This window comes from Stieleria mannarensis (assembly GCF_014154935.1).
Taxonomy (GTDB): Bacteria; Planctomycetota; Planctomycetia; order Pirellulales; family Pirellulaceae; genus Stieleria; species Stieleria mannarensis.
Window position 1 is genome coordinate 136,513 of sequence record NZ_JACEHH010000024.1, and the last position, 14,753, is coordinate 151,265.

At 60.5% G+C, this 14,753-nt stretch carries 9 protein-coding genes; 4 read left to right on the plus strand and 5 right to left on the minus strand.

Annotation, left to right across the window (positions count from 1 at the left end):
- Positions 1-47: 47 nt before the first annotated feature.
- The 5 genes from H1B37_RS17395 to H1B37_RS17415 form a co-directional block, all read right to left on the minus strand.
- A complete protein-coding gene (locus H1B37_RS17395) occupies positions 48-1,421 on the minus strand; it encodes a TMEM43 family protein (RefSeq protein WP_182867924.1) in 1,374 nt (457 codons plus the stop codon).
- A gap of 38 nt (positions 1,422-1,459) precedes the next feature.
- A complete protein-coding gene (locus H1B37_RS17400) occupies positions 1,460-2,470 on the minus strand; it encodes a sugar phosphate isomerase/epimerase family protein (RefSeq protein ID WP_182867925.1) in 1,011 nt (336 codons plus the stop codon).
- A 128-nt stretch (positions 2,471-2,598) separates the two neighbouring features.
- A complete protein-coding gene (locus tag H1B37_RS17405) occupies positions 2,599-4,344 on the minus strand; it encodes an ATP-binding protein (RefSeq protein WP_182867926.1) in 1,746 nt (581 codons plus the stop codon).
- Positions 4,345-4,358: 14 nt separating this feature from the next.
- Positions 4,359-4,952 (minus strand): YfiR family protein, encoded by a 594-nt coding sequence (locus H1B37_RS17410; protein ID WP_182867927.1) that lies wholly within the window; start codon positions 4,950-4,952, stop codon positions 4,359-4,361.
- A 2-nt stretch (positions 4,953-4,954) separates the two neighbouring features.
- The gene (locus H1B37_RS17415; protein WP_182867928.1) at positions 4,955-7,126 is read right to left on the minus strand and encodes a TonB-dependent receptor plug domain-containing protein; all 2,172 of its coding nucleotides are present in this window, start codon (positions 7,124-7,126) and stop codon (positions 4,955-4,957) included.
- A gap of 167 nt (positions 7,127-7,293) precedes the next feature.
- Here H1B37_RS17415 and H1B37_RS17420 point away from each other — a divergent pair, with 167 nt between their 5' ends.
- From H1B37_RS17420 to H1B37_RS17435, 4 genes are all read left to right on the plus strand, one after another.
- On the plus strand, positions 7,294-7,557 hold the full coding sequence (locus H1B37_RS17420; RefSeq protein WP_182867929.1) for a hypothetical protein: 264 nt from the start codon (positions 7,294-7,296) through the stop codon (positions 7,555-7,557).
- Positions 7,547-9,406, plus strand: a complete 1,860-nt coding sequence (locus H1B37_RS17425) for a response regulator (protein ID WP_182867930.1) — start codon at positions 7,547-7,549, stop codon at positions 9,404-9,406. Before H1B37_RS17420 ends, H1B37_RS17425 begins: the two co-directional genes overlap by 11 nt.
- Before the next feature lie 354 nt (positions 9,407-9,760).
- Positions 9,761-11,083, plus strand: coding sequence for an efflux RND transporter periplasmic adaptor subunit (locus H1B37_RS17430; RefSeq protein ID WP_182867931.1), 1,323 nt, complete (start codon positions 9,761-9,763; stop codon positions 11,081-11,083).
- A 5-nt stretch (positions 11,084-11,088) separates the two neighbouring features.
- Positions 11,089-14,613: an efflux RND transporter permease subunit gene (locus tag H1B37_RS17435; RefSeq protein WP_353620858.1), complete on the plus strand. Its 3,525-nt coding sequence runs from the start codon at positions 11,089-11,091 to the stop codon at positions 14,611-14,613.
- Positions 14,614-14,753: the final 140 nt, after the last annotated feature.

Genomic DNA, 14,753 nt, shown 5'->3' on the forward strand with positions numbered 1-14,753 from the left:
GTTGGGTTTGAAAGGGGGCGTCTTTGATCAAGCCAAATCTGATCGGATCAAGCCAAATCGGCGTGGGTGAGTGTGTCGGGTTGCCGCGAGCGTTTCGATCGGCCGCGCCGGAAGATGATGAAGATCGCAGCGCCGGCGATGACCAGCAAGGTGATCCCCAGCAAGGGCCGATAAAAGACCCAGGCGATGCCGATGACGGTCATCGCCCCGGCGATCGTCAGCAAGCCGGCGACGATCGCCGTCCCGAATCCGACCAACGACCCGGCGATCGGCAGCACGTCGGCCAGCACGACCAACGGACGCAGTACCAGCATCAGGCCGAAGAACATCATGCCGGTTCCCGCCACCCGCAAGAACCACGTCAACATTCGGTTGGCCGCTTCTTCTTGAGCGATCATTTCGGCGGCGCTGTGGATCCCGACCTTCAGCACGTTGATCGTCGTCCCGTAATGTGTCTGGAAGGGTTGGAACGAGTCGCCGGTCTGTTGGCTGAGCAGGCTGACGGTTTGCACCGGCGTGGCGGTGAACCAGACGCGGACGTCACCGATCTGCGGTGAACGTTCCGATGTGTCCCTGGGATCGATCGCGGAACGCAGTGTCGACGTCTCCTGTTCCGCCGGCGGCGATTCCGATGGCACGTCAACCGGTTCGCGGCGATCGCCGTCAGCCGGCCGCGATTGGTCCGGTGCCGTGAGCGTTAATTCCGCCGCGGCCGTCGGCGCGGGCGTTGATTCTTGGTGCGGCGGCGGGCTGGAAAAGATGTAGATTCGCGATCCGCCCTCCGGACCGTCTTTGCGAATCACCGAGCGGTCCCGCAAATCCTGGGGCAGATTCGCCGGTCCGAGTTCCAACGCCTCTTCGCCGCCGATCATTGCGACCAGGGAATCGGGCAACCGGAATTGGCCCAGCGAGACGTTTTTTGCCTGATAGGTCCGATCGGCGTACACGAACTCGGTCGGATTCTGGTGGGATTGTGCTTCATCAAACTCGCTGGAATCGATCAACCCGGGGAACCAATCTTTCTCATAGGTGTACGTCGTGGTCGTCCGCGTTCCGCCGCCCAGCTTTTTCTCCTTGCTGGTCTGTTCGTTTTCGTTCCACTGGAACATCTCGACGTGGCGCGTCAAACGGATCCCGTTGAACTCGATGGCAAAGTCATCGTCGCGGAGGATGTCATCGGTCTGGACATCGCCGGAGGTGTGGACAAACTTTCCGTCGTTTGCCGACTCGACCGAATCGGGTTGGATGTCGACGACGACCTTGGCGCCTTCCTTCAACCCTTTGGCGGTGCGGACCGCGCGGCCCTCGTTCCAAAACAACAGCGGAACGGAAACGACCGTCAGCAGGCCTCCGAACAGGATGCCCACAAACGCTTTGCCGATGCGGCCGAACCAGGATTCTTCGCTGACGTGTGTCCCCATCGGGATTCTCGCTCAAACGGAAAAGCTGACGTGGAAATTCAAGCGAACGCCTTGCGCAGCGTTTCAAGGCTTTTGGGGATCGCGGTCGCGTGCGATTCTTTGCCTTCGAATTCCAGCGAGATGTAGCCCCGGTAGTCGACTGCCGCCAGGATCGTTGCGACTCGGTCGTAGTCGATGTCCAGCGTGTACCAGGTGCCACCGCCGAAGTAGGTTTTGGCTTGAACGAAGACCGCTTCGGGAGCCAGTTGTTCGTATTGGGCGTACTGGTCTTCCAAGAAGTTGCCGGTGTCCAGGGTCGCTTTCAACCAGGGCGAATCGATCGCGTTGATCAGACGCAACACGCCCGAGGCGGTTCGGCCGAGCCCCCAATGGTTTTCCAACCCCAGCACGACGCCGCACTTTTCCGCGGTCGGCAGACACTTTTCCAACCCCTCTTGGACCCACGCGAACCCGTCGTCGTCGCTGTACCCTTCCAGTCGGGGCTCGATCCCTTTGTTGGCCATCAGCGTGTCGAAATCCTTGGACGTTCCCCAGCGACCGGTGTTGACGCGGATGGTCGGAATGCCCAGCGCGTAGGCCAGTTCGATGCAGCGAATGGTGTGGCGGACGTTTTCGTCGCGTTTGGCGGCGTCGGGAAAGACGAAGGATTGATGCGTCGAGAACCCGCACAGGTCCAATCCGTGGCGAAAGGCGCGTTGTTTGATCCGTTGCAGCGCGGCATTGGATTCGTCTTCCATCTGAACGTGCAGGATTTCCACGCCGTCGAAACCGGTCTCGGCCGCCAAATCGATGCACTGCTCGATGGTCAGCTTGCTGTCGTCGCGATACCGCCAGTAGGAGTACGTGGAAACGGCGATTCGGTTCCCGCGTGGGCTCCGGGCGGTGGTTTCGGCTGCCGGAGCGGTTGTCGCCAGCACGCCGGTCGCCAGCGGGGCGGCGAACGCTCCGGCCAGCACTTGGCGGCGGTCGATCCGTGGCCAGGGGCCGGAACGTATTTGGTCGCCGCCGGTGCGAGTTTGATCACGGTCGGAAAGCGGGGGCTGATTCATCGGATCGGTTGCTCATCGCCGGTGTCGTGCGGATCGCCTGTTCTGACGGTACTGTTTTAGCGTATTGCGAAACACAGAACCATCGACCCAGACCTGAATCGTACGGGCATCCGTGTTGGTGTCTAGCCTTAGCCGGCAAACGCCTTTCCCGGGCTGCGGAGCGACACCGGCAGGACCAACGTGAATGTGGCCCCCTTTCCGATCCCGTCGCTGTGGACCATCAGCCGGCCACCCAGTTCGACGGCCGCGATCGCCGAGGCGTGCAGCCCGAAACCGTGGCCGCCCTTTTTGGTCGTGAAGCCGTTGGAGAAGATCGTGGTGATCCGTTCGGGGGCAATCCCGATCCCGCTGTCATGGACCTGGAACCAGACCTCGTCGCCGTCTTGTCGCAACTGCAGCGTCACACGTTTGATTTCCGAGTCGTGTTCCAGCACCGATTCCTTGGCGTTCTTGACCAGGTTGACGATGATTTGAACCGCCTTGGCCTTTTCGATTTCGATCGCCGCGACCGGATCGTACTGTCGCACCAGGCGGACGTCGTGTTTGGAGAACGAATCGTGGACAAACCGGATCGCGTCTTCGAACAACGATTCGGGTTGCAGTTGTTCGGTCACACCGAACGCGCCGGCGTGGGATTGTTGGGCGCGGACGATGTCTTTGATGTGTTCGACGTTGGACGCCAAAGAAACCACTTCGTCCAAAATGGAACGTTGGTCGTCACGCATACTCTCAGACAGTTTGCCCAGGTATCGCGGCAGGATCTTTCCCTGGTCCGTTTGCAGCAAGAATTCCGCCAGATCGTCTTCGTTTTGCGTCAGCAACTGGACCGCTTTTTCGACGTTGGCCAATTTAAGATTGCGGACACGTTCGTCGATCAGGTTGGCGCTGATGTTCAAACTGTTCAGGACATTTCCGATGTTATGCAGGACACCGTTGGCAATGTCGGCCATTCCGGCACGCCGGGACGCATCCAAGAGTTGCGCGTGGGTTTCCTGCAACTGTTTGGTGGCTCGATCCCTGGCTTCGACTTGGTTTTGCAGGGCGGCGTTGGACGATTCGAGTTCGCGGGTCCGATTTTCGACGCGTTGTTCCAGGTCCTGGTTCAGTTCCTTCAGCCGCTTGCTGGCTTGGATCACCGCTTTTTCGCGTGACTGGACACGATCCAGCATGTCATTGAATTGCCGGTACAAGACCCCGATTTCGTCTTCGCCGTCGTGATAGACCCGGATGCTACAGTCGTCGGTCTGTGAGATTTTTTTGGCCGTCGATGCCAGTCGCAGAATCGGGGCGGTCACGGATTCCTGGAGGTGTGAGATGGCGAACACGCCGATGATGATGGAAAGGGCCAGCACGACGGCGGCGGCCAACAGGTGAGCTCGCCGCGCTTGTTTCAGGTCGGCGGTCGTTTCCCGCAAGATCAACGTGCCCAGACGATTTCCGTCGTCAATGATCGGTACCGCCACCTCCAAAAAACCGTCGTCGCTGTAATGCGCCCCGCCGGTGATCGGACGGCCGCTCGGCAGCGATCGATCAGTGCTGCGGTGATCGACACCGCCGCGGCGATAGATCGCAAATACATTTTGGTCGGAATCCAAGATGCACGCGGTGGTGATCGTCGGCCGCCGCTTGACGGCCGCCAACAACTCTTCGGCGGCATCCTGTTGCCGGAACGCGATCGCCGCCGTGCTGTTGGTGCCAAGCGTTTCGGCGATCGCCGTCAACTGTGTGGCTTTGGATGCCGAAATGCGGCGGACGTCCAGGACGACAAAGATGACGCACGCGACCGTGACCGCCAACGTGATCGCGGCCGCCGCCAGGAACGTCAGTTTCGTTTGCACCGAAACATCGCGAAATCGTTTGTTGGTGATGCCCATAGGCGGTGCCCCTGCTAATCCCGCTGGATGGTCGCAATGTTCAGCAATTTGGCGTCCGCCTGCAGACCGCGTCGGGCCATCGCATCGAGGTTGATCCGCAACCCGATCGTTCCGTCGCGATCGGTAAAGAAGCGGATCGGAACCCCAGGTTGTGTCCCCCTGGCCGACTCGCAAATCAACAGCGATTTCTGTTGTTCGGTCCGCCGGATCGCCTCGGCTTCGTCTGCCGCCGGGATTCCCGCGTGCAGAAAGACCAGATGGCAAGCTTGGATCACGCCGACGGAATCAAATTCTCGCACGACAATCTGGCGGCCGCGGGCTTTCTTTTTTGCCGCCACCTGGTTCAGCAAGCGTGCGTGGGGATCACCATCGATGATCCCGATCACCATCGGCGAAGCTTCGTCGGTGTACGCCGTCTCGGGCCATCGTACGTAGCGCAAAAAGTTATACAGGTAGGCAACCTTCACCTTTTGCTCGGTCGCGGTGCCGACATCGGCGCGTGCCGTTGGTGCGTCTGCAAGCCCGGCCATCACCAGCAGCGCAACGGCCCATCGGATCGATCGCGTGACCGATCGCCGAACATGACGCCGGGATCGTTTGTCGTTCATGCTCATCGTCGCCACTCCACGTACGCGTGAACGCTTCGCGGCACTTCGGTCGGAACGTCGCCGGTGAACAGATTGGGGCCGAACTCGTAGTGTCGTCGGTCAAACAGGTTTCGCCCGACGACCGAGGCGGAAAGATGGCGTCCCAGATTCCAGCCCAGACGCGTGTCGACCGCCAGGTAGGATGGCGTTGCTTCGGCCGGCAGGCTGTCGACGTAACGGGTGATGAGATCCAATTGGCAACCGCGACGAAGGTCGAAGGAATGGGTCAGCGAAACCTGATTGCGCGGCAGCGCGTCCGACTTGCCGGCCGTACCTGGGATCGACGGAGACGGTTCATCAAACTGAATCCGCTGAAACGCATACCAACCTCGAACCGTCCAGCACCCGGTCAGCTGAGCGGTCGCGGAAAACTCAATGCCGTAGCCATCGGCCGACGCGGCATCCCAGACATCCAGATACGGAACACCGGCCGTGGGAACATTCAGACGCAGCGCATGCAGTTTGTCATAGTCGTGGAAATAGGCCGTCGCGTCCCAGGAAAGGTACTCGTTGGTCTGCTGGCGATAACCCACTTCATAGGACACCAGGTTTTCCGCCCCCAAATCGCCGTCGCCGAAAAGCTGCAGCGGAAAATTGCCAAGCGGCGTCGGCTGATTGACGATCAATTGCCCGTCGGCCGACAAACGTGACGGCGTGCGAATGGCGCGGGAGACCGCACACCAAGCGGCGTCCGATTCGCTGGGCAACCACAGCAATCGCGCGCTCGGCTGGATCTCGAAGTTGCTGAACGTGTTGTGCGAAAACTTCGATCCCAGCGTGAAGTACAACGCGTCTTCGAGCAACGTCATTTCATCTTGAATGAACGCGCTGAATCGCTGCACCGTGCGACGCTCTGGATCGGCCGCGATGTAGGGCACCGGTTCGTTGTTAGTCAATTTGTCAAAGATGGCGCGGTAACCGGCTCCCCAAATGATCGCGTGATCACATCGGTATCGGAAATGGCTTTGAAAATCCAAGTCAAAGATGTTCGTTTGCTGGCCGAATCCGTACGCTTTGCGATCGAACCGATCGTAGTACAGCTGCAGCGACGATTCGTGATCCTTCGAATGCGTTCTCGTCCAGCGCGTCAACAGGTTCCCTCCGGCGACCGGCTGATCGAAACGCAGACGTCCGGCAAAGTCCCGATCAGACAAGCTGTCCGACTGGCCGTTGTAGTACTGGCCTTGAAAGGTGATTTGGTCATCCGCGGGCGTGTTCCAATCCGTTCGGAAACCCAATCGAGCCTGTTCGGTCGCATCGTACGGAGTGCCGCCGACCAAATCCATTTCGTCGCGCTGGTACCACTTGCCCCAGACCCGATAATCGACCCCTGATTCGGTCCGGCCGCCCAGCCGTCCGCCGACGAACCCCTGTTCCAACGTCCCCGCGCCGGCAATCGCATAGCTGCCGTGGGTCTGGGAACTGGGTTTGGTCAGGATGTTGATCACACCGTTGACGGCATTGGCGCCCCAAACCGTCGCTCCGGGGCCGCGGATGACTTCGATTCGCAGCACGTCTTCCAGCAACACGTCTTGGACATCCCACAACACCCCGGCGAACAGCGGGTTGTAAACCGTGCGACCGTCGATCTGGACCAACAGTTTGTCGCTGAACCGCCCCGACTCGCCGCGGCTGCTGATGCTCCATTTGTTGCCATCGATCCGCGCCACTTGCAGCCCCGGAGCCAAACGCAGCACCTCGGGGATCGACTGGTAACCGCTGCGACGAATCATTTCGTTTGTGATCACGAACACCGCCGCGGGAGACCTGCCGATGGTGCTTTTTTGACGCGTGACCGAGGTGACTTCGACGTCCAGCGACGGGGCCACCGAAGTCCGCCGCAACGCACCGAGATCTTGTTCCAGCAGGGAGTCGAGTTCGCTGTCGAAACTCTCGTCGTCGTCCGCGGCACCGGAACCCTCAAGCGTGTGATCTTGGCCGGCCAGAAGCGGGGCGGCATCGGTCGCCACGGCGGTTGCGATCGACTGCTGGGCGCGAGCGGTGGTGCCCGCACCGACCAGAACCGCGGCGATCGGGAGCACCGCAACCAGGAACACCTTGAATCGTGTCGCCGTTGCCGGTCGCGTTTCGATCGCTCGGTCGCCCTCAGGGGCGCCATGACAGTCTGCATTCACCGCGCCACCCCGATTTCGATGCCCACTTTTTATCGCGACTCAACGACCTGCCGACGAACAGGGCGTTCCCGCTCGTGCTGGCGTTTGCTCGCTCGTGCTCGGCACGCTCGTGCCTGTGACGTGCGCGCACACTCCCCCGCCCCTGTGGGTTGTCGAATGCACGGCGCATGAATTTTAATGATTCACAGATCTTTACGGTCATCCACAACCTTAGCCGCTCCGAAGGGCGGATTGAGTATGCGGATCGGGAGTGTCGGTTGTCCCTCAGAATGAAACATTTCGATCAGATCTATCCTGCGATCGATCGTCTCTTGCTGATCACAAGCGAAGGTTTGGGGGCAACAAGAGACATTGGCGACGAACGGAAGACGATTTGTGATCTGACGATCAAGCCGCGCACCGAAGGACGACCCAGAAACAATGATGGATGACGCATCTAGGACGCAGACCAGGACCAACGGCGGACAACTCGTCGACGAGCCCCCACGACCGCGAATCATCATCATCGATGACAACACCGCGATTCACGATGATTTTCGCAAGATCTTGTGTGACGATTCCGGCGGCGACTCGGAACTCGACTCACTGGAAGTCTCCCTGTTCGGCACTTCCTCACGCCAGAGCAAGGCGTCTCGGTCGTATGAACTGGCCTCCGCCTATCAAGGCGAAGACGGATACCGGATGGTGTGCGAGGCGATCGACCAGGGGCGTCCCTTCAGCACGGCGTTCGTCGACATGCGGATGCCCCCGGGCTGGGACGGGGTGGAAACGATCCGCCAACTGTGGAAAGCCGATCCCGATCTGCAAGTGCTGATCTGCACCGCGTTCTCGGATTACTCCTGGTCGGAAATCGTCGAGGAACTCGGCCACAGCGACCAGTTGCTGATTCTGCGAAAACCGTTCGATGCCGCCGAGGTGTCTCAGATCGCCGCGGCAATGACAAAAAAGCGAAAGCTGACCGAAGCCTCGCGAAACACCGTCGCCGACCTGGAAGAAACCGTTGCCGCGAAAACGCACGAGATTCGTCGCGAGATGAAGCAACGCGAACTGGCGCAGCAATTGTTGCTGGAAAAAGAAAAACAGCTGCGTGAATCTCAAAAACTAGAAGCGGTCGGGATGTTGGCCGGCGGAATCGCGCATGAGTTCAACAATTTGCTGCAGATCATTCTTTCCTATGCGCAATTCGGAATCGACACCACCCACGCGGGCGAACCGTTGCACCAAGATCTAAAGTGCATCCTCAAAGCCGGCGAACGTGCCAGTTCGTTGACACGTCAGTTGCTCGGATTCAGTCGCCGCAAACCGCTGTGTTGCGTGGATATCGATGTCAATGATGTGATCGCCGAATTGGTCGGCTTGGCCAAACCGCTGCTGGGTTCTCGGATCACGCTTCGTCAAAACCTGCACCCGCGAGCGGTCATGGTGCATGCCGATTCGGTTGAACTGCAGCAAGCGCTGCTGAATTGCTGTATCAATTCACGCGACGCGATGGACGGCACCGGCCAACTGACGTTGTCCACCGAACCGGTGGATCTGGATGAGGCCTATTGCCGCAAAGACGAGGTGCTTCAGCCCGGACCGTTCGTTCGGATTTCGATTTCCGATACCGGCAGCGGGATGCCACCGGACGTGCTGGAGCGGATCTTCGAGCCTTTCTTCACGACCAAGGAGGTCGGGGCGGGAACCGGGCTGGGCATGGCGATGGTGTACGGGTTGGTGAAACAGCACCAGGGTCACATCGAGGTCGAATCCGAAGTCGGTGTGGGCACGACGTTTCGAATCTTTCTGCCCGCGGTCAAGACGACTGCGAAACAGAAGGAGCAGGTGCGACCGGTCGCCGAACAAACCCAAAAGGACGGCGACAGCATCGGAACGATCTTGGTCGCCGACGACGAAGAACTATTGCGGCAAGTCAGCAAGCGAATCCTGCAGCACGCCGGATACGACGTCGTGTTGGCCAGCGATGGACAAGAGGCCGTTGACCGCGTCGAGCAATTGGCCGGCCAGATCGACCTGGCCATCCTGGACGTCATGATGCCCAACATGACCGGGCGTGAAGCGTGCAGCCGCATCGCCGTGAGCAACCCGACCCTGCCGCTGCTGTTTTGTACAGGCCATGACCCCGAAGTCGCTCAAGAGGGTGAGGTTCCGCCCGGCTACCCGGTCGTTCACAAGCCCTTCACCGCCGACCATCTGCTGGCGTCGGTTCGCGAGATTTTGTACGAGCAGCAGCCGTTGCTCGGGGAAAAACGTGACGTCGGTCCGGCGACGACGGCTTGAAACGGTGGGACTGGTCGTCTACCGCAACTCAATTTGCGGGTTCGTGTCGTAGCGGAAGCCGCCAAGGCTTTCGGCTCCCGCGCGGGGTGGCCACGCCAGTGCGAAACTCTTGGCGAGTTCCGCTACCCGAAAACGAAACGCGACGGACGACTCATGCCGCGTTCCCGTTCGATCTTCGGGTTCATGGAGGTGTGACTTTGTCTCGCCCCGTCTGCCCTTTTATCGGTGATCGTGTGGTGAGCGGTTGGGTGTTCAAGTAGGATAAGGACGCCTTCCGGATTCCGACTCCCACCCCCGCCCCAGCTTACCGATGAATCGACCGCGATGATGCGTGGTGCGGTTCGGATGCAATTCATGTCCACATCGTCATTCGTCCGTCGCGCCCTGGGGTGCGGCACATTGGCAGTCACGTTGTTGATTGCCGATGGGGCATCCGCCCAACCGCCCGGCCAAACATCCGCCGCGTCCGAATCGGAAGACCTTCAGCCGGTGCTGGCGTGCCGGGTCCGCACGGGACAGGCCAAGTCGGCCTATCAGTTGTTGGGCACGGTGACTCCCAGCCGGACCACGACGATCGGTTATTCGTTGCCGGGGCGATTGCGCACCTTGCACGCCAAACGCGGTGATCGGCTTGCCGCCGGCGACGCGGTGGCGGATTTGCAGACCGACGTGATTCAAATCGAATTCGCCGCCGCCAAAGCGGAGTTGCGTTTGGTCCAACAGCAACTGGCCGAGCTGGAATCCGGATCACGGCAGGAAGACATCGCCGAAGCCAAGGCCAGGATGGAAGCCGCCGGTGCGATCGCGCGTCGTTCGGCCAGCCAGCTGGAACGGCTGTCCAAACTGGTGCAATCCAAAGCCGCTTCGGTGGAAGAGCTGGATGTGGCGACGGCGGAGGCGAATTCGTCGCAGCAGTTGTTGCAAGCCGCGACGATCGCTCACGCCCGATTGGTGGCCGGGCCGCGGGTCGAGCAAGTCGCCCAGGCCCAGGCTCGCGTCGATCTGCAACGCGAACAAGTACGTCTGCTCGAAGACCGGCTGACCAAGCACACGCTGATCGCACCGTTTGACGGCTATGTCACGGCGGAATACACCGAAGCGGGGGCTTGGATCACCGCCGGCGATCCGGTCGTCGATTTGATCGAACTGGACACCGTCCGCGTCGAAGTCGCCGTCCCGGCCGCCCAAGTGGTTTCGCTGCGTCCGGGGCAAACGATCCATGTGGAATTCGACGCCCGGCCGGGCGAGTTATTGCTCGGGCAACTCGAACGCATCGTGCCCGCCGCCGACACGCGGGCGCGAACCTTTCCGGTGTTGGTGCGGATCAATAACCGAATCGACAATGGGATCCCGATGCTGATGTCCGGGATGGTTGTGCGGATGGATTTACCGATCGGTCCGGAAGCCGAACTGACCTTCGTGCCGACCGATTCGATCGTCTTGGACGGCCAGCAACAATCGGTGTTCGTCGTCGATGGCGATCGCACCTCCGCGTCCGTAACGGAGCAACCGAAACAGGTGGCCGTCGTCCGCAAGGTGCCGGTCAAGCTGGGCGTCGCGCAAGGAGATTGGATTTCGGTCCGTGGTGATCTGCCGCCGGGCGCCATCGTGGTCACGCGGGGCAACGAACGTTTGGCGGCCGGACAGTCGGTGGAGGTCACCGTCTCGGACGGTTGAGTGACGTGTTTGAAATCCTGATTCGAAACCCGGTCAAGGTTTACGTCGGCGCGATTCTGGCCGCGATGTTCGGCACGTTGTCGCTGGGGTTGATCCCCAAGCAACTCGTTCCGGAAGTCCAAAATCCGGTGCTGACCATTGAAACCCGATGGCCCGGGGCCAGTCCCCAAGAAATCGAACGCGAGATCGTGCTCGAGCAGGAGGAACAGCTGCAGGGCGTCGAAGGGCTGGTCAAATTGTCGTCCAGCTGCCGCGTTTCCTCGGCCGAAGTCACGCTGGAATTTGAAATCGGCACCAACATCGATGACGCACTGGCGCGGGTCAACACGCGTCTGCAACAGGTCCGTGAATATCCACTGGACGCCAGCGAACCGGTGATCGAGGCGGCCGACCTGAGCGCCCAACCGATCGCGCGATTCGCACTGACGCCGCGGCCGCCGACCGGCCAAGCGATCGCCGCATTCCAGGCCGCCCACCCCGAGATCGCCGAACTGCTCGAACCGGCACGCCTGGCAAGCAATTCCGCCCTCCGCGTGTTTCGTTTACAGAACTGCTTGGACGAACACCTGGCGGTGCATCCGGAGCTGAAAGCGTTGAGCCCACCGCCGGTGGATCTGGAAAAACTTCGTAAGCTCTCGGAGGACTTTGTCGAAGCGAGGCTGGAACGCGTGCCGGGAGTTTCCAACGCCGAGACGCGCGGCGGCCGCGAAGAAGAACTGCAGGTGATCGTCGACCCGGCGAAACTGGCGGCGCGGCAGATCACGATTCGCCAAGTCCGCGAAGCGCTCAATCGGCAAAACAGTGACACGACCGCCGGCGATTTCTTCCAAGGTAAACGGACCTGGGTGATTCGAACACTGGGCCAATTCCGCGATCCCGAACAAGTTAAACAACAATTGCTGGTCTCCGATGGCAACACACGCGTTTATGTCGGCGACGTCGCAGAAGTCAACTTGGGTTACAAGGACCGCGAAAGCATCGCCCGACGCTATGGAACCGAAAGCATCAGTTTGAGCGTCAGCCGGGTCAGCGGCGCGAACGTGATGGAGGTGATGAAGGGGTTGCGTGTTGCCAATCGCGAATTGAACCAAGGCGTGCTGGCGCGCGAAGGGTTGGAATTGTTTCAGTACTACGACGAGACCGAGTACATCGAATCGGCGATTTCGCTGGTGGTGCAAAACATGTTGATCGGAAGCGCCGCTACGATCATCATCTTGATGTTGTTTTTGCACTTCAGCCGGGCGACGGTATTGGCCAGCGTGGCGATCGCGTCGACCGCCGTCGCGTCGGTGTATGTGTCGCCCTGGTTCTACGTCGGCACGGTGTTGTTGATCTTCATCCTCGGCTATCGCCTCGCGCGCGGGGCCCTGGTCGCCGCGGTGGCGATCCCGATCAGTATCGCCGGGGCGTTTCTGTGCATGACGCTGTTGGGCCGATCATTGAACGTCATTTCACTCGCCGGGATGGCGTTCGCCGTCGGGATGTTGGTCGACAACGCGGTCGTGGTGCTGGAGAACATTACGCGGCGAAAACAATCGGGAGAGCATGCGTTTGTGGCCTCGTCACGCGGCGTCGGCGAAGTCGCCGGCGCGATCATCGCGTCGACGCTGACGACGATCGCCGTGTTTTTGCCGGTGATTTTCGTTCAGGCCACCGCGGGTCAGTTGTTTCGAGACATCGCGTTGGCGATCAGTTGCGGCATCGCGTTTTCGATGCTGGTTTCCTTTACCGTGATCCCCACCGCCGCCTCGCGATTGTTCGCCCGCCGCGGGGGCGGGAATGAATCATCGTCGCCGACGGAAGCCGAAAAAGACGATGCAGACGCCCCGATCAAAGGCGATTCAGAGAGCTGGTTCGAACGGGCGGTTCGCGGTGCCGCATCAATGTTGGTCGGGTCGGTCGTCGGTCTGAACACCTGGGTGCTGCGGTCGCGTTTGCGTTCCGTTGCGGTCGTGTTGCTGATGACGGGAATCTCCGTCGGGCTCAGCTACTTGCTGTGGCCCAAGGTCGAATACCTGCCGACGGGGAATCGCAATTTCGTGTTCGCGCGGTTTTCGATTCCCGCCGGCTACAACTTGGACGAACTGTCCGACATCGGGGCGACCGTCGAAGACCGGTTGCGGCCGCTTTGGGATGTCGATGAAGGCCAGGGGCCGGTCGACGGATCCGACGCGCCGGTGTTGGATTATTACTTTTGTTCGATCCGCGAACGCAGCCTGTTCATGGGGTTTCGGGCCCGGGATGCCCAGCGGGCGTCGGAGCTGGTGCCTTTGATTCGCAAGGCCGGCGGGGATCTGCCGGGGATTCGCGTGATGGCGTCCCAGTCCAGCCTGTTCGGACGCGGCATGTCGGGCGGCAGAACAATCGATGTTGAAATCTCCGGCCCCGAATTGGAACGACTGGTCGTCATCGCCGGCCGAGTGCTCGATGACGTCGAACGGTTGATGCCCGACGCCCAAGCGACAGCCCAGCCGAGTCTGGAATTGTCCAGCCCCGAGATCCATCTCAAACCCAAACTGTTGGCGGCGTCCGAAATGGGCATCGACACGACATCGCTGGGGTACGTCGCCGATGCGATGGTCGACGGCGCCTATGCCGGCGACTACTACGTCGGCGGCGACAAGATCGACATGACGATCAAGGGACCGACCGGTCGCAACGCCGACCCGCAAGCGTTGATGTCGCTGCCGCTGGCAACCGGTGACGGCGAAGTCGTGCCGCTGATGGCGGTGGCTGAAATGAAATACGGCAGCGGGCCGGAACAGATCCAACGTCGCGAACGATTGCGGTCGATCACCGTCGAAGTCAGCCCGCCGCTCGACATGCCGTTGGAAGCGGCGATGGAACTGGTCAGCGGCCAGGTCATCGCGCCGTTGGTCGACGAGGGCACGATCGGCAACGAGTACTTTGTGGCGTTGTCTGGAACCGCCGATAAACTGCGCCAAGCCTGGGACGCACTGCGGTTCAACATCCTGATGGCCGTGGTGATCACGTACCTGTTGATGGCCGCGTTGTTCGAATCCTGGCTGTACCCGTTTGTGGTCATCTTCAGCGTTCCGTTGGGAGCGGTCGGCGGCATCGTCGGATTGTGGCTGCTGAACTTTTTTGTCCCCCAGTCGCTGGACGTGCTGACGATGCTGGGCTTCATCATCTTGATCGGCACCGTGGTCAACAACGCCATCTTGATCGTCCACCAATCTCTGGTGCACATGCGGGAAGAGCGTCTTGCGCCGATCGAGGCGGTGCCGATGAGCGTTCGCACGCGGATTCGTCCGATTTGCATCACGACGCTGACGACGGTGCTGGGGCTGTTGCCGTTGGTCGTGTTCCCCGGTGCGGGAAGCGAGCTGTATCGCGGATTGGGCGTCGTCTTCTTGGGCGGAATGATCGTGTCGACTTGCTTCACACTGGTGCTCGTGCCCGTCGTCTTTGTCTTGATGATGGACCTCCGCACGGCGCTCAAGCTGGCGCCCGAATCGATGCACCGGCACGATGATTCGTGGGATGGACTTCCAGCCTGTCAAACCTAGTACGACAGCCCTTCCGGGCTGTCGAGCAGTGTGCTGCGAGTGTCGCCGTGTTCTCCGAACTCGCGCGCGGGCGCGTAAAAGCAAAGCTTTGCACCGCGCCGAGTTCGGAGAACACGGCGACTGTCCACATGCGGGGTCGA